This is a genomic window from Pseudomonas sp. NPDC090755 (genome assembly GCF_044769005.1).
Classification (GTDB): Bacteria; Pseudomonadota; Gammaproteobacteria; order Pseudomonadales; family Pseudomonadaceae; genus Aquipseudomonas.
In genome coordinates, this window is record NZ_JBIVXC010000032.1 from 1 (window position 1) to 16380 (window position 16380).

Annotated in this window: 16 protein-coding genes; 14 read left to right on the forward strand and 2 right to left on the reverse strand. The window is 66.4% G+C overall.

Features of this window, described 5'->3' with window-relative positions; genetic code table 11:
- Positions 1-476 precede the first annotated feature (476 nt).
- The 14 genes from ACIQUS_RS26030 to ACIQUS_RS26095 all read left to right on the forward strand — a co-directional run bounded on the left by ACIQUS_RS26030 (position 477) and on the right by ACIQUS_RS26095 (position 14922).
- Positions 477-1409, forward strand: coding sequence for a 4-hydroxyproline epimerase (locus ACIQUS_RS26030; protein ID WP_403053680.1), 933 nt, complete (start codon positions 477-479; stop codon positions 1407-1409).
- Positions 1406-2521, forward strand: a complete 1116-nt coding sequence (locus ACIQUS_RS26035; protein WP_403053683.1) for an NAD(P)/FAD-dependent oxidoreductase — start codon at positions 1406-1408, stop codon at positions 2519-2521. The genes ACIQUS_RS26030 and ACIQUS_RS26035 overlap by 4 nt, the downstream gene beginning before the upstream one ends.
- Complete coding sequence (locus ACIQUS_RS26040) at positions 2514-2750, forward strand: (2Fe-2S)-binding protein (RefSeq protein ID WP_403053686.1); 237 nt, start codon at positions 2514-2516, stop codon at positions 2748-2750. The genes ACIQUS_RS26035 and ACIQUS_RS26040 overlap by 8 nt, the downstream gene beginning before the upstream one ends.
- A complete protein-coding gene (locus ACIQUS_RS26045; RefSeq protein ID WP_403053689.1) occupies positions 2747-4003 on the forward strand; it encodes an FAD-dependent oxidoreductase in 1257 nt (418 codons plus the stop codon). The genes ACIQUS_RS26040 and ACIQUS_RS26045 overlap by 4 nt, the downstream gene beginning before the upstream one ends.
- Before the next feature lie 56 nt (positions 4004-4059).
- Positions 4060-4809 (forward strand): helix-turn-helix domain-containing protein, encoded by a 750-nt coding sequence (locus ACIQUS_RS26050; protein WP_403053692.1) that lies wholly within the window; start codon positions 4060-4062, stop codon positions 4807-4809.
- Between the two features lie 242 nt (positions 4810-5051).
- Complete coding sequence (locus ACIQUS_RS26055; protein WP_403053695.1) at positions 5052-5870, forward strand: transporter substrate-binding domain-containing protein; 819 nt, start codon at positions 5052-5054, stop codon at positions 5868-5870.
- A gap of 10 nt (positions 5871-5880) precedes the next feature.
- Positions 5881-7662, forward strand: coding sequence for an aconitase X (locus ACIQUS_RS26060; RefSeq protein WP_403053698.1), 1782 nt, complete (start codon positions 5881-5883; stop codon positions 7660-7662).
- The gene (locus ACIQUS_RS26065) at positions 7655-8320 is read left to right on the forward strand and encodes an amino acid ABC transporter permease (RefSeq protein ID WP_403053701.1); all 666 of its coding nucleotides are present in this window, start codon (positions 7655-7657) and stop codon (positions 8318-8320) included. Before ACIQUS_RS26060 ends, ACIQUS_RS26065 begins: the two co-directional genes overlap by 8 nt.
- 10 nt (positions 8321-8330) lie before the next feature.
- Positions 8331-8981: an amino acid ABC transporter permease gene (locus ACIQUS_RS26070; RefSeq protein ID WP_403053704.1), complete on the forward strand. Its 651-nt coding sequence runs from the start codon at positions 8331-8333 to the stop codon at positions 8979-8981.
- Positions 8974-9696: an amino acid ABC transporter ATP-binding protein gene (locus ACIQUS_RS26075; RefSeq protein ID WP_285861020.1), complete on the forward strand. Its 723-nt coding sequence runs from the start codon at positions 8974-8976 to the stop codon at positions 9694-9696. The genes ACIQUS_RS26070 and ACIQUS_RS26075 overlap by 8 nt, the downstream gene beginning before the upstream one ends.
- Before the next feature lie 97 nt (positions 9697-9793).
- A complete protein-coding gene (locus ACIQUS_RS26080; RefSeq protein WP_403053708.1) occupies positions 9794-10822 on the forward strand; it encodes a proline racemase family protein in 1029 nt (342 codons plus the stop codon).
- A 123-nt stretch (positions 10823-10945) separates the two neighbouring features.
- Positions 10946-11863, forward strand: a complete 918-nt coding sequence (locus ACIQUS_RS26085; RefSeq protein WP_403053711.1) for a dihydrodipicolinate synthase family protein — start codon at positions 10946-10948, stop codon at positions 11861-11863.
- Positions 11864-11933: 70 nt separating this feature from the next.
- Entirely contained in the window at positions 11934-13316 is a 1383-nt protein-coding gene (gene abaF / locus ACIQUS_RS26090) for a fosfomycin efflux MFS transporter AbaF (protein WP_403053714.1), read from the forward strand.
- Between the two features lie 25 nt (positions 13317-13341).
- Positions 13342-14922 carry an aldehyde dehydrogenase (NADP(+)) gene (locus ACIQUS_RS26095; protein ID WP_403053717.1) on the forward strand — a complete coding sequence of 527 codons (1581 nt, stop codon included), beginning with the start codon at positions 13342-13344 and terminating at the stop codon, positions 14920-14922.
- A gap of 37 nt (positions 14923-14959) precedes the next feature.
- On the opposite strand, the gene ACIQUS_RS26100 is transcribed toward ACIQUS_RS26095, so the two are convergent.
- Both ACIQUS_RS26100 and ACIQUS_RS26105 read right to left on the reverse strand, forming a co-directional pair.
- Entirely contained in the window at positions 14960-15967 is a 1008-nt protein-coding gene (locus tag ACIQUS_RS26100) for an Ldh family oxidoreductase (protein ID WP_403053720.1), read from the reverse strand.
- Between the two features lie 93 nt (positions 15968-16060).
- A complete protein-coding gene (locus ACIQUS_RS26105; protein ID WP_403053723.1) occupies positions 16061-16354 on the reverse strand; it encodes a DUF1330 domain-containing protein in 294 nt (97 codons plus the stop codon).
- Positions 16355-16380 lie beyond the last annotated feature (26 nt).

Sequence of the window (16380 nt, forward strand, 5' to 3'; positions counted from 1 at the left end):
TTGATGCAGTGACGCGAACTCACCTTTCCGCCCTTACGGCGGGCCACTTTGTCATGGCAAAGTGGCGCAAACCGTGCGTCCCTGCATCCGGCCCTACGCTTCGCTCCGGGTTCCTTCCCTCCGGCATTGCTCCCGCCGGGGCGCACCGAAAGGCCATCCTTGGCCCTGCGGTGCTTGCAGGCCATCCATGACCTGCACCCGGCTACGCAATACCTCCGATCAGCCTCCTGAAGGGACGAACCGTGTCGCCTGGACTGGCGATGTACGAACAGCAAAGGCAAAAGCGAAAAGCCGAGTCAGCGCTTCGCTCTGCTGGTTGACGGGGCTACCGCAGGAAATGGATATGCCCATCATTTCCAGCGCCAACGCCTCCCCCTGTGCCAATTTCGTCATCACCATCGCGTAAAGAAATCAAGCCCGCACACCCGGGGACACGCCACCCTGTCCTTCACCTCCCAGAACGGACGCGGCCCCCCATGAAACGCATCACCGTGATCGACTCCCACACCGGCGGCGAACCCACCCGCCTGGTTACCGACGGCTTCCCTGACCTGGGCACCGGCAGCATGGCCGAACGCCGCCAGCGCCTTGCTGAACAGCATGATCAATGGCGCAGCGCCTGCATGCTGGAGCCACGCGGCAGCGATGTACTGGTCGGTGCACTGCTGTGCGAACCGGTGGACCCCAGCGCCTGTGCCGGGGTGATCTTCTTCAACAACACCGGGTACCTCGGCATGTGCGGCCACGGCACCATCGGCCTGGTGGTGTCGCTGGCACACCTGGGCCGGATAGGTCCGGGCGTGCACCGCATCGAAACCCCCGTGGGCACCGTCCAGGCAACCCTGCACGAGGACCATTCGGTCAGCGTGCGCAACGTACCCGCCTACCGCTACCGCAAGGACCTGGCGCTGGAAGTGCCGGGCATCGGTCGCGTGGTCGGCGATGTGGCCTGGGGCGGCAACTGGTTCTTTCTGATCGCCGACCACGGCCTGAAGGTCGCTGGCGACAATATCGAAGCGCTGACCGCCTACACCTACGCCGTGCAGCAAGCCCTGGAAGACCAGGGCATCCGCGGCGAAGACGGCGGTCTGATCGACCATATCGAACTGTTCGCAGACGACACCGACGCCGACAGCCGCAACTTCGTCCTTTGCCCCGGCAAGGCCTACGACCGTTCGCCCTGTGGCACCGGCACCAGCGCCAAGCTCGCCTGCCTGGCTGCCGACGGCAAACTGCAACCGGGTCAGGTCTGGCGCCAGGCCAGCGTCATCGGCAGCCTGTTCGAAGGCTCGTTCGAGGTGGATGGCGTGCGCATCGTGCCGACCATTCGCGGCCGCGCCCACATCAGCGCCGAAGCCACACTGATCATCGAGCAAGACGACCCGTTCGCCTGGGGCATTCGCCCGTGAGCGGCGGCGCCGTGGCCGATGTGATCGTGATCGGCGCCGGGATCATCGGCGCGGCCTGCGCGCAGTCGCTGGCCGCCCGTGGCTTGCGCGTGCTGGTGCTGGACGCCGGGTTGCACGGCGCCACTGCCGCTGGCATGGGCCACCTGCTGGTGCTCGACGACAATGCAGCGGAGCTGGCGCTCAGTCAGCATTCGCTGCAACGCTGGCGCGAGCTGGCCCCCCGGCTCCCCGAAGACTGCGCCTACCGCAGCAACGGCACCCTGTGGCTGGCGGCCAACGCTGATGAAATGGCCGTGGCCGAACACAAGTTCAACGTGCTGCAAGCCCGGGGCGTGGCCTGCGAGCTGGTCGCCAGCCACGCCCTGCGCCAGCGCGAACCCGCCTTGCGCGAAGGGCTGGAGGGCGGTCTGCTGATCAACGGCGACGGCATTCTCTATGCCCCTGCCACCGCCCGCTGGATGCTGCAATCGCCAGGCATCGAACAACGCCGGGCACGGGTCAGCGCGGTGCAGGGCAAGCGCGTGCGCCTGGACGACGGCCAGTGGCTGAGCGCCGATGCCGTGGTGCTGGCCAACGGCATCCAGGCCACCGAGCTGTGCCCGGAGCTGCCTATCGAACCGAAGAAAGGCCACCTGCTGATCACCGACCGCTACCCCGGCACCGTGACCCACACCCTGGTGGAGCTGGGTTACGTGACCAGCGCCCATAACGCCAGCGGCCCGTCCACCGCCTGCAATATCCAGCCGCGCCCGACCGGCCAGCTGTTCATTGGCGCCTCGCGCCAGTTCGGCACCACCGACCCTGCCGTGGAGGGCTGGATGCTCGCGCGCATGCTCAAGCGCGCCACTGAGTACATGCCGGGCTTGGCGCAGCTCAACGGCATCCGCGCCTGGACCGGCTTTCGCGCCGCCAGCCCCGACGGCCTGCCGTTGGTGGGCCGCCATCCGCAGCAGGAGGGCCTGTGGCTCGCGGTCGGCCACGAGGGCCTGGGCGTCACCACCGCCCCGGCCACCGCCGACCTGCTGACGGCGCAATTATTCAACGAAACGCCGCCCCTGGCGGCCCAACCTTACCTGCCAGAACGCTTTGCGGGAGCACTCGCCCATGCCTGATCTGATCCTCGATGGCCGCCCGCTGCGCGTGGCCGACGGCACCAGCGTGGCCGCCGCCCTGGCCCTGGGTGGCGACGGCTGCACCCGCACCGCGGTCAGCGGCCAACGTCGCGCGCCCCTGTGCGGGATGGGCATCTGCCAGGAGTGCCGGGTGACCATCGACGGTCGCCGGCGCCTGGCCTGCCAGACCCTGTGCCGCGACGGCATGCAGGTAGAGACCCGACCATGAGCGAATACACCCACCTGTTGATCATCGGTGCCGGTCCCGCGGGCCTCGCCGCGGCCCTCGCCGCCGCACCCCGTGCCGAGCGTATCGTGCTGCTCGACGACAACCCGCTGCCAGGCGGGCAGATCTGGCGCGCCGGCCCCCAGGCCAAAGTGCCCGCCCAGGCGCGGCAACTGCGCGAGCAGGTCCTCGCCTGCCCCAATGTGCGTTACTACAGCGGCACCCGGGTGATCGCCCAGCCAGGCCCCGACACCCTGCTGGTGGAAGACGCCGAACGTGGCTGGCAGATCCGCTACGACCGGCTGATCCTCTGCACCGGCGCCCGCGAACTGCTGCTGCCCTTCCCCGGTTGGACCCTGCCCGGGGTGACCGGAGCCGGCGGTCTGCAGGCGCTGATCAAGGCCGGCCTGCCGGTGCGCGACCAGCGCATCGTCATCGCCGGCAGCGGGCCCTTGCTGCTGGCCAGCGCCGCCACCGCACGAGACAACGGCGCCCAGGTGCTGCGCATCGCCGAGCAGGCTTCGGCCACTGCCGTCGCCGGCTTTGCCGCGCAATTGCCGCGCTGGCCGCACAAGCTGCTGCAAGCCTTCAGCCTGTTCAACCGCCAGTACCGCAGCGCCAGCCATGTGCTCGCCGCCCTGGGGAGCGATCGCCTTGAGGGCGTGCGCCTGATGCAAAACGGCAAGGTCGTGGAAATGGCCTGTGAGCGGCTGGCCTGCGGCTTCGGCCTGGTCCCCAACATCCAGCTCGGCCAGGCCCTGGGCTGCGCCGTGGCGCAGGACGCGATTGCCGTGGACACCTGCCAGGCGACGACGGTACCAGGCGTCTACGCGGCAGGCGAATGCACCGGCTTCGGTGGCAGTGAACGGGCCCTGGTGGAAGGCACCATTGCCGGCCATGCGGCAGTCGGCAATCGCCAGGCGGCGCAACGGCTGCTGCGCCGCCGCGACCGCTGGCATGGTTTTGCCGCCGCCCTGAACAAGGCCTTTGCCCTGGACCCAGCGCTCAAATCGCTGGCAACGGCCGATACCCTGGTGTGCCGCTGCGAAGACGTCCCCTACGCCACCCTTTCCGGGTTCAGCGACTGGCGCCAGGCCAAGCTCGCCAGCCGCTGCGGCATGGGCGCCTGCCAGGGCCGGGTCTGCGGCGCGGCCACCCGCCACCTGTTCGGCTGGCAACCCCCGGCGCCACGTCCGCCGTTCAGCCCGGCGCGCATCGACACCCTGCTGTGCCTGGACGACACGCCGGACGCTTGAGATAGACGCCGGGGGCGCACTATGATCCCGACGGTCGCCCCCGGAACGTTAGCGCCATGCACGCCACGCTCAACCACTTCGCCCCCTGCGATCTCCCGACCCTGCTCCGCAGCCTGCACCCCATCGCGCCGCTGCTCGACACCCTCAACGACGTGGTGTTCTTCATCAAGGACCACGAGGCGCGTTATGCCTTCGTCAACCAGACCCTGGCCCGCCGCCTGGGCCGCAAGCACGGCGACGAACTGCTCGGGCTTACCGCCGAGCACGTATTCCCCGTCCGCTTCGGCCCGCTCTACACCGAGCAGGACCGCCGCGTATTGAGCAGTGGCCGGGAACTGGCCGACCAGCTCGAACTGCACCTTTATTACGGCAACCAGCCGATCTGGTGCCTGACCCACAAGCGCCCGCTCAAGGATGCCGAGGGCCGCATCGTCGGCCTGGCCGGGATCTCCCGCGACCTGCAGCTGCCCCAATCGAACCACCCGGCGTTCCAGAAACTCGCCGCCGTCGATGCGCATATCCGCACCCATTTCAGCCGTCCCATCAGCCTTGCCGAACTGACCGCCATCGCCGGACTGTCGGTCGCCCAGCTGGAGCGCCACTGCAAGCGCATCTTCCAGCTCACGCCACGGCAGATGATCCACAAGGCCCGGCTGGAGGAAGCCTCGCGCCTGCTGCAGGACCTCGACCTGCCCATCACCGACATTGCCCTGCGCTGCGGTTACACCGACCACAGTGCCTTCAGCCGCCAGTTCCGCGCCCTCACCGGGCTTTCGCCCAGCCAGTACCGCGACAGCCAGCGCTGAGTGTTCCTTTACGGGGCGCTGGGCGGGGGCAGTGCTCCCATATGTAACACCTGCTACACACCCGCACAGGCGCGGTAAAACCACCCACAGCAACCTTCCCTTCTGGCAGACGCCCTAACTCAAGGGCTGAAGGATATTTCCTACAACAACAGAAAAACAGGCACGGCCATTGCACTTGAAAATATCGTATACGAAATCTCCAATACGATATCTAACAGCACTTCACCGACCACGAGGCCTCTATGAAAAACCGCACATGTGCCGTAGCCCTCAGCGCTGTTCTCAGTACCGCCTGCATTGCCAACGCGCAGGCCGACAAGCTCGACGATATCATCGGCTCCGGCAAGCTGCGTTGCGCCGTGACCCTGGACTTCCCGCCCATGGGTTTTCGCGACGAAGCCAACAAGCCCGCCGGCTTCGACGTGGACTACTGCAACGACCTGGCGAAGATCCTCGGCGTGGAGCCCGAAGTGGTCGAAACCCCCTTCCCCGACCGCATCCCGGCGCTGGTTTCCGGCCGTGCCGACGTGATCGTGGCATCCACCTCCGACACCCTGGAGCGGGCCAAGACGGTCGGCCTCACCGTGCCTTACTTCGCCTTCCAGATGGTCGTGCTGACCCGCGACAACACCGGCATCAACAGCTTCGCCGACCTCAAGGGCAAGGCGCTGGGCAACACCAGCGGCACCTATGAAGCCATCGCCCTGGAGAAGGACGTCAAGAGCTGGGGCAGCGGCAGCTTCCGTGCCTACCAGTCGCAGAACGACACTCTGCTGGCCGTCGCCCAGGGCCACATCGACGCCACCGTGGTCACCAACACCGTCGCCGCCTCCACCCTAAAGTCCGGCAAGTACAAGAACCTCAAGGTCGCCGGTAACGCGCCCTACGTGATCGACTACGTATCGCTGGGCGCCAAGCGCAACGAGTACGGCCTGCTGCGCTACCTGGACCTGTTCGTCAACCAACAGGTGCGCACCGGGCGCTACCAGGAGTTGTTCACCAAGTGGGTGGGGACCGAAATCGCCCCGACCGACCTGACCGTGCCAAAGGTCTACTACTGAGGTGGGCAGCATGACCAGCACAACCACTCCCCTGGCCGGGCGTTGCCTGGTCGAGGGCGCGGCCCAGGGCGAACTGTTGTTCGCCGACACCGGGCTGAGCTTCTGGGGCGGGGTCGACCCGTTCAGCGGCGAAGTGATCGACCGCCATCATCCGCTCAGCGGCCAGTGCATCGCCGGACGCGTGCTGGCCATCCCCAGCGGGCGCGGCTCGTGCACCGGCAGCAGCGTGATGATGGAACTGATCAGCAACGGCCACGCACCGGCGGCACTGGTGCTGGCCGAAGCCGACGAAATCCTGACCCTCGGCGTGCTGGTCGCGCAGACCCTGTTCGGGCGTTCCCTGCCGGTGCTCTGCATCGGCCGGGAGGCCTTCGCCGGTTTGCGTGGCGCAGGCTTTGCGCGGGTCGAGGGCGAGCGGCTGAGCCGCTTTGCCCAGGCACCCACTGATGCCTGGCAGGCCCCCGCGGTGCCCCAGACCGGGCGCCCTTTCACAACCGCACTGAACCTGACCGAACAGGACCAGGCGCTGCTCGACGGCCAGCAGGGCAAGGCCGCGCAGATGGCGATGCAGATCGTCCTGCGCATGGCCGAACTGCAAGGCGCCGAGCAGTTGCTGGACGTCACCCAGGCCCATATCGACGGCTGCATCTACACCGGTCCCGCCAGCCTGCGCTTTGCCCAGCAGCTGGTGCAATGGGGCGCGAAGGTACGGGTGCCGACCACGCTCAATTCCATCTCGGTCGACCAGCGCCGCTGGCGCGAGCTGGGCATCGACCCGGCGCTGGGCGTACCGGCCAGCGCCCTGGGCGATGCCTACATGGCCATGGGTGCGCAACTGAGTTTCACCTGCGCGCCCTACCTGCTCGACAGCGCACCGACGCTGGGCGAACAGGTGGTCTGGGCCGAGTCCAACGCGGTGGTCTACGCCAACAGCGTGCTCGGCGCGCGCACCCTCAAGTATCCCGACTACCTCGACATCTGCATTGCCCTGACCGGCCGCGCACCGCGCATCGGCTGCCACCTGGACAGCCGGCGCAAGGCGCAGCTGATCGTCGAGGTGCCGGCACTGCATGGGCGGGATGACAGCTTCTACCCACTGCTGGGCTACCACATCGGGAGCCTGGCCGGCTCGCGGATCCCCCTGGTGCGCGGCCTGGAACAGGCGCAACCAAGCCTTGACGACCTCAAGGCCTTCGGCGCGGCCTTTGCCACCACCTCCGCGGCCCCGCTGTTCCATATCGCCGGGGTCACCCCCGAAGCGCTGGACCCGGCGCAGGTGCTCGAACCCGGCATCATCCTGCCCACCGAGTGCCTGCAACCGGCAGACCTGCTGTACAGCTGGCGCGAACTCAACAGCGCCCGCGAGCCGCGGGTCGATGTGGTGTCGCTGGGCAACCCGCACTTCTCGCTCAGCGAGTTCGCCGCCCTCGCCCGTCTGTGCCAGGGTCGGCACAAACACCCGGATGTGGTCGTGGCGATCACGTGCGGGCGCGCCGTGCTCGAACAGGCCCGCGCCGCCGGCCATATCGCCGGGCTCGAACGCTTCGGCGTGACCCTGGTGACCGACACCTGCTGGTGCATGCTCGGTGAGCCGGTGATCCCGCCGGCGGCGCGCACGCTGATGACCAACTCCGGCAAGTACGCCCACTACGGCCCGGGCCTGGCGGGTCGCCCGGTGCATTTCTCCAGCCTCGCCGAATGCGTCGAATCGGCCTGCACCGGCCAGGCCAGCGGCCGCCTGCCGGCCTGGCTGCAACCCGCCGCCTGCAAGGAGAGCCCTGCGCATGTTTGACTACACCTTTCAATGGCGCTCGGCCCTGCGTGCCCTGCCAGATATGCTCAGCGGCGCTTGGGTCACCTTCGAGACCGCCGCGCTGTCGATGATCTTCGGGGTGCTGATCGCCCTGGCCCTGACCGTCATGCGCGAAGGCAAGCAGCCCCTGTTGCGTGGCTTCGCCGATGGCTGGGTGTCGATCGCGCGCAACACGCCATCGCTGTTCCAGATCTACATCCTGTACTTCGGCCTGGGCTCGATGGGCCTGCATGTGAGTTCCTGGATCGCCTTGCTGGCGGGGATCACCTTCAACAACGCAGGCTACCTGGCCGAGAACTTTCGCGGCGGCCTCAAGGCCGTGCCGACCACGCAGATGCGTGCGGCACGCTCGCTGGGCATGAGCGCGTTCCAGGCCTACCGGATGATCATCATCCCGCAACTGCTGCGGGTGGTGTTCTACCCGCTGACCAACCAGATGGTCTGGGCGGTGCTGATGACCTCGCTGGGGGTGATCGTGGGCCTTAACAACGACCTCACCGGCGTGACCCAGGACTACAACGTCAAGACCTTCCGCACCTTCGAATACTTCGCCCTGGCGGCAGCGCTCTACTACGTGATCGCCAAGGCGATCGTGGCAGTGGCCCGGCTGATGGCCTGGCGACTGTTCCGTTACTGAGGAGCCCGGCATGTTCTCTACCGGATTTACCTGGAACGACCTGATGTTCCTGCTCGACGGGGCCCGGGTCACGGTGCAGCTGACCTTCTGGGCCATCCTGCTGGGCACCTTCGCCGGGCTGCTGTTCGGCCTGGCCCGGGCCCTGTGGCCACGGCTGAGCCTGCCGCTGGCGTGGGTGCTGGATGTGTTTCGCAGCGTGCCGCTGCTGATCCAGTTCGTGCTGTTCAACTCGTTCAAGAGCATCGTCGGCCTGGACATCAGTGCCTTCAGCGTCGGCTGCATCGTGCTGGGGGTGTACACCGCCGCCTACTTCACCGAGATCGTGCGTGGCGGTGTGCTGGCGGTGTCGCTGAGCGTGCGCCGGGCCAGCCGCTCGCTGGGCATGAGCTACCTGCAGGACCTGCGCTGGATCGTCCTGCCGATGGCCACCCGGGTGGCGTTTCCCGGCTGGCTGAACCTGGTGCTGGGGGTGATGAAAGACACGGCGCTGGTGATGTGGATCGGCATCGTCGAACTGCTGCGCGCCTCGCAGACCATCGTTACGCGGATTCAGGAACCCCTGCTGGTGCTGTGCATCGCAGGCCTCATCTACTACGTCATGAGCCTGGTGGTCGCCCGCCTGGGCGCCCGTCTGGAACAAAGGTGGCAGGAAAATGATTGAGATCCAGAACGTACACAAATCCTTCGGCAACCTGGAAGTGGTCAAGGGCGTGAGCCTGACCGTGGACAAGGGTGAAGTGGTGTCGATCATCGGCGGCTCGGGCTCGGGCAAGTCGACCTTGCTGATGTGCATCAATGGCCTGGAGCCGATCCAGAAAGGCAGCATCCGCGTCGACGGCGTCGAGGTGCACAACCGCGCCACCGACCTCAATCGCCTGCGGCAGAAGATCGGCATCGTCTTCCAGCAATGGAACGCCTTCCCGCACCTGACGGTGCTGGAGAACGTGATGCTGGCGCCGCGCAAGGTGCTGGGCAAGACCAAGGAGCAGGCCGAGGAACTGGCCGTCAAGCAACTGACCCACGTGGGCCTGGGCGACAAGCTCAAGACCTTCCCCGGCAAGTTGTCGGGCGGCCAGCAGCAACGCATGGCGATCGCCCGGGCGCTGGCGATGTCGCCGGACTACATGCTCTTCGACGAAGCCACCTCGGCCCTCGACCCGCAGTTGGTAGGCGAGGTGCTGGACACCATGCGCATGCTCGCCGAGGACGGCATGACCATGGTCCTGGTGACCCACGAAATCCGCTTTGCCCGGGATGTGTCGGACCGGGTGGCGTTTTTCCGTAACGGCCTGGTGCATGAAATCGGCGCGCCGGAGCAGGTGATCGGCAACCCGTTGCAGCCGGAGACGGCGGCATTCTTGAAGTCGGTGAAATAGAAGCATCGCAGGCTTCGCCAGCTCCCACACCACTATCCCTGTAGGAGCGGGCTTGCCCCGCGATGAGGCCCTCCAATCAAACACAAGGAGTCCCCGCATGCGCTCATCGAAAATCATCCACATCGTCAACTGCCATGCCGAAGGCGAAGTCGGCGACGTCATCGTCGGCGGCGTCGCCCCGCCGCCGGGTGACACGGTCTGGGAGCAGTCACGCTGGATCGCCCGCGACGACACCCTGCGCAACTTCGTCCTCAACGAGCCGCGCGGCGGCGTGTTCCGTCACGTCAACCTGCTGGTGCCGCCAAAGGATCCGCGCGCGCAGATGGCCTGGATCATCATGGAACCGGCCGACACCCCACCGATGTCCGGCTCCAACTCGCTGTGCGTGTCCACCGTGCTGCTCGACAGCGGTATCCTGCCGATGACCGAGCCGCACACCCGGCTGGTGCTCGAAGCCCCGGGCGGGCTGATCGAAGCAGTCGCCGAATGCCGCGACGGCAAGGTGCAGCGGGTGGAGGTGAAGAACGTGCCCTCGTTCGCCGATCAACTTGACGCCTGGATCGAGGTCGAAGGCCTTGGCACGCTGAAGGTCGACACCGCCTATGGCGGCGACAGTTTCGTGATCGCCGATGCCCGGCAACTGGGGTTCGCCATTCGCCCCGACGAAGCCAAGGACATCGTCGAGATGGGCCTTAAGATCACCCGCGCCGCCAACGAGCAACTGGGCTTTCGCCACCCGCTGAACCCGGACTGGTCGCACATCTCCTTCTGCCAGATCGCCGCGCCCATCGAGTATGAAGACGGTGTCGCCACCGGCGCCAACGCCGTGGTCATCCGCCCCGGCAAGATCGACCGCTCGCCCTGCGGCACCGGCTGTTCGGCGCGCATGGCGGTGATGCAGGCCAAGGGCGTGCTCAAGGTCGGCGATCGTTTCATCGGCCGCTCGATCATCGGCTCGGAATTTCTCTGCCGCATCGAATCGCAGACCGATATTGCCGGCCGCCCGGCGATCTACCCGTGCATTTCCGGCCGTGCCTGGATCACCGGCACCCATCAATTAATGCTCGACCCGAGCGATCCGTGGCCGCAAGGCTACCGACTGTCGGACACCTGGCCGGGTGCCTGATCGCTAACCCCTTGATTTAGAACCACAGCTAAAACCCGATCAGCAAAAGATGAAAAAAACACTGGTCGATCTCTTACACTTTTAATATCGTATACGAAATACAATAAACAACCGGAGAACACCATGAGCAAGTACGTAAACTGGAGCGGCGTCTTCCCTGCGGTCACCACTCAATTCAACGACGACTTCTCGATCAACCTGGAGAAAACCCACGAGGTGATTTCCAACGTGATCCGCGACGGCGTCTCGGGTCTGGTGGTCTGTGGCTCGGTAGGTGAGAACACCTCGCTGAGCGCCGAAGAAAAAATCGCCGTGACCGAAGTCGCGGTCGACGCCTCCCGCGGCCGGGTCCCGGTGATCTGCGGCGTGGCCGAGTTCACCAGCGTACAGGCGGCCAAGGTTGCCAACGCGGTGCACAAGGCCGGCGTCGACGGCGTGATGCTGATGCCCGCGCTGGTCTATGGCTCCAAGCCGTTCGAGACCGCCGAGCACTACCGCTACGTGGCCAAGCACGCCGACGTGCCGCTGATGGTCTACAACAACCCGCCGATCTATAAAAACGACGTGACCCCGGACATCCTGATTTCCCTGGCCGACTGCGACAACGTGGTGTGCTTCAAGGACTCTTCCGGTGACACTCGCCGCTTCATCGACGTGCGCAACGAAGTGGGCGATCGCTTCGTGCTGTTCGCAGGCCTGGACGACGTGGTCCTGGAAAGCATCGCGGTCGGCGCCCAGGGCTGGGTGTCGGGCATGTCCAACGTGTTCCCCAAGGAAGGCGAGACCATCTTCCGCCTGGCCAAGGCCGGTCGCTTCGCCGAGGCCCTGCCGATCTACGAATGGCTGATGCCGATCCTGCACCTGGATGCCCGCGCGGACCTGGTGCAGTGCATCAAGCTGTGCGAAGCCATCGCCGGTCGCGGCAGCGCCCTGACCCGCCCGCCACGCCTGGCGTTGCCTGAAGCGGATCGCGTGTTCGTCGAGCAGATCATGGCCAAGGCCCTGGCCAACCGTCCGCAGCTGCCGGACGTCGGTCTCTGAGTGATGACCGGGCCGGCTCCGCCCAAGGAGACCGGCCCGCCTGTTTTGCGCCCATACAGGAAACGCCAGCATGTCCAGTCACCCTTCCCGCGCAACCACCCCTTCGGGTTTGAAACGTGTCGTGGCCGCAGCCATGGCCGGCACCGTCGCCGAATGGTATGAATTCTTCCTCTATGGTACGGCCTCGGCCCTGGTCTTCGGCCAGCTGTTCTTCCGCCAGACCGACAGCCCCATCGACGGCATCATCGCCGCCTTCGCCCTCTATGCCGTGGGCTTTCTGGCACGTCCCTTGGGCGGCCTGGTGTTCGGTCACTACGGTGACAAATTCGGCCGCAAGCGCCTGCTGCAACTGAGCCTGGTGGTGGTTGGCATCACCACCTTCCTGATGGGCTGCCTGCCCGGCTTCGACAGCATCGGCTATGCCGCGCCGGTGTTGCTGGTACTGCTGCGACTGATCCAGGGCTTCGCCTTCGGCGGCGAATGGGGCGGCGCCATCCTGCTGGTGTCCGAACACTGCCCGGACAACCGCCGCGGTTTCTGGGCCAGTTGGCCGCAAGCCGGGGTACCGGCGGGCAACCTGATCGCGACCCTGGCCCTGCTCCTGCTGTCGAGCACCCTTTCCGAAGAGCAGTTCCTGGCCTGGGGCTGGCGTGTGGCCTTCTGGTTCTCGGCGGTGGTGGTGCTGATCGGCTACTGGATCCGCACCAGCGTCGACGACGCACCGATCTTCAAGGAGGCCCAGGCCCGCCAGGCGCAAAAGGCCGTGCAGCAACTGGGCGTGGTCGAAGTCCTGCGCCATCACTGGCGTGCGGTGCTGGTGGGGATCGGCGCGCGTTTTGCCGAGAACATCCTCTACTACACCGTGGTCACCTTCTCGATCACCTACCTCAAGCTGGTGGTGCACAAGGACACCTCACAGATCCTCCTGCTGATGTTCGGCGCGCACCTGCTGCACTTCTTCCTGATCCCGCTGATGGGCTACCTGTCCGATCTGGTCGGGCGCAAGCCGGTGTACCTGACCGGCGCGGTGCTCACGGCGTTCTGGGGCTTCGTCGGTTTTCCGATGATGGACACCGGCAACAACCTGCTGATCATGGCGGCGATCACCCTGGGCCTGGCCATCGAGTCGATGACCTACGCCCCCTACTCGGCACTGATGGCCGAGCTGTTCCCGACCCATGTGCGCTACACCGCCCTGTCGCTGTGCTACCAGGTCGCACCGATCTTCGCAGGCTCGCTGGCGCCGCTGATTGCCATCACCCTGCTCAACGAGTACCACAGTTCGACACCGATCGCCCTGTACCTGGTCGGCGCCTCGCTGATCTCGATCGTCGCCGTCGGCCTGACCCGCGAGACCCGAGGCAAGTCGCTGCACCAGGTCGACGCCGAGGCTGCCGAGCGTATCGCCAGCGGGCAGAGCGCCCAGGTTCGCCAGGGCAATTCGCTGGCCTGACCCAACCCTTGATATGGAGTGTTCCATGCCGGACATCATCGGCCACAACTACATCGGCGGCGCGCGCAGCGCCGCCGGCACGGTCACCCTGCACAGCCATGAAGCGAGCAGCGGCGAGGCGCTGCCCTATCGTTTCCATCAAGCCACGCCCGACGAAGTGGACGCTGCAGCCCGCGCAGCCCAGCTGGCGTACCCTGAGTTTCGCAGCCTGTCGCCGGTACGGCGGGCGGCGTTTCTCGAAGCCATCGCCACGCAACTCGAAGCACTGGGCGATGACTTCATCCAGCTGGTGACCCGCGAAACGGCACTGCCCAACGCCCGCATTCTCGGCGAGCGCGGGCGCACCAGCGGGCAGATGCGTCTGTTCGCCCAAGTGCTGCGCCGGGGGGAATTCCTCGGTGCCCGGATCGACCGTGCCCAACCGGATCGCCAGCCCTTGCCGCGTGCCGACCTGCGCCAGTACCGCCTTGGTGTCGGCCCGGTGGCCGTGTTCGGCGCCAGCAACTTCCCACTGGCCTTCTCCACCGCCGGTGGCGACACCGCCGCCGCGCTGGCCGCTGGCTGCCCGGTGGTGTTCAAGGCGCACAGCGGCCACATGGCCACCGCCGAGGTGGTCGCCGATGCGATCCTGCGCGCAGCCGAGCAAACCGGCATGCCCAAGGGCGTGTTCAATATGATCTTTGGCGCCGGGGTCGGCGAGGCGCTGGTCAAGCACCCGGCGATCCAGGCGGTCGGCTTCACCGGCTCGCTCAAGGGTGGCCGGGCGCTGTGCGACATGGCGGCGGCACGACCTCAACCGATCCCGGTGTTCGCCGAAATGAGCAGCATCAACCCGGTGCTGGTGCTGCCCCAGGCACTGGCCAGCCGCAGCGAGCAGATCGCCCGCGAACTGGCCGCCTCGGTAGTGCTCGGCTGCGGTCAGTTCTGTACCAACCCGGGGCTGGTCATCGGCCTGCGCTCGCCGGCCTTCAGTGCCTTCACTGAACAGCTGGCCGGGCAACTGGCCGAACAGCCCGGGCAGACCATGCTCAATGCCGGTACGCTCGCCAGCTACGGCAAGGGCGTGCAGGCGCTGCAGGCTCATCCGGGTATCACTCACCTGGCGGGGCGGCCGCAACAAGGCAACCAGGCGCAGCCGCAACTGTTCAAGGCAGATGTACGCCTGCTGATCGAGGGTGATCCGCTGTTGCAGGAAGAAGTCTTCGGCCCGACCACGGTGCTGGTCGAAGTGGCCGATGCCAGCGAGCTGCATCAGGCCCTGAACGGTCTGCACGGCCAACTCACGGCGACACTGATCGCTGAACCTGCGGACCTGCAAGCCCACGCCGGGTTGCTGCCACTGCTGGAGCAGAAAGTCGGTCGCGTGCTGTTCAACGGCTACCCGACCGGGGTCGAGGTTTGTGATGCGATGGTCCATGGCGGACCGTACCCGGCAACGTCGGATGCCCGCGGCACCTCGGTCGGCAGCCTGGCCATCGAGCGTTTCCTGCGCCCGGTCTGCTACCAGAACTGCCCGGATGCGCTGTTGCCTGAAGCGCTGCAAGACGCAAACCCGCTGGGCATCACCCGCCTGGTCGACGGCCAGGACAGCCGCGCCGCGCTGTAACCCCCTGAAAAACGCCCCTGCATGCAGAGGCGTTTGTTTATGCCAGCAGCGCCTTGAGATCGTTGTACAAGGCCTCTGGAATCTCCACCCCTTCCACCAGACTGCGCGCCCGCGCCGCAAAACGCCGCTGCGACGGCAAGCGCGCGCCCTGCCCTTCGATGTTTTCGAACACAGCTTCCGCTCGCGCCAGGTGCAGGTCGGCAGACTCACCCAGGAAGCGCTTGGGGTCCAGGGCGATCAGCAGTTCACCATGGTACGGCGAGGACTTGCTGCCCTCGGCATGGGCCAGCGATTCGGCACTGGTCAGGTCGCCGATCAAGGGGCCGGCGATCAGCTCGACCAGTGTTGCCAGTGCCGAGCCCTTGTGCCCGCCGAACGTGAGCATCGCGCCCCGGTCGAGCACCACGTTGGGGTCGGTGCTGGGCCGGCCCTGCTCGTCCACGCCCCACCCTTCGGGAATGGCCTTGCCCGCGCGCCGATGCAGTTCGATATCGCCCCGGGCGATGGCGCTGGTGGCGAAGTCGAAGACATAGGGAGACTTGCCCGCCCGCGGCCAGCCGAACGCAATGGGGTTGGTACCGAACACCGGCTGGTGGCCGCCGGCCGGTGCGACCCAGGCGTGGCTGGGCGTGAACGCCAGGGCGACAAGACCGGCCTCGGCCAGTTGCTCGATCTCCACCCACAATGCGGAAAAGTGCACACAGCGATTGATCGCCAGGGCCGCGATGCCGTTGCTGCGGGCCTTGGCCTGCAACAGTGGCAGACCGGCCTGGAATGCCAGTTGCGAGAAGCCACCGGCGGCGTCCACCCGCACGATCGAGGGCGCCTGGTCGATCACTTCGGGGCATGCATCGGGCACCACCTTGCCGGCTTTCAGCGAACTGACGCAGCCCAGCACCCGGTACAGGCCATGGGATGCACAGCCGTCGCGCTCGCCGGCGACGATGGTGTCGCTCACAGCATTGGCGTGATCGGCCGTGAAGCCGTTGTGCAAGAGGATCGAACAGGCCAGCGTACGGGCCTCGGACAGGGTCAATCGGATCATGGTCATCTCCTTGGGCAGACACTCCAGCCTGCCCGAGCCCGGGGCGTGCGGCTTGATCGCTTTAGCCCGGTGCGATGACGAACTCGGCACAGCCTAGGGTTGATAGCCTTCGACGATGATCACCTCAGCCTTCGCCGCCCCCTGGCGGTAGCTGCACGCCTCCTGATACTGCACCGACCGATAACAGGCCACCGCCTGCTCATAGGACTCGAACTCGATCACCACGCTGCGCTGCGGCGTCGCCCTGCCTTCCATCGCCTCACTGCGCCCGCCACGGGCCAGCAACTTGCCTCCGAACGCGGCAAAGGCCGCCGGCGCCCGCTGGGTGTACTGCTGATAGCGCTCCGGGTCGCTGACGTCGACGTGGGCAATCCAGTAAGCCTTCATTGCACGCTCCCGCTTCAAGTTATTTG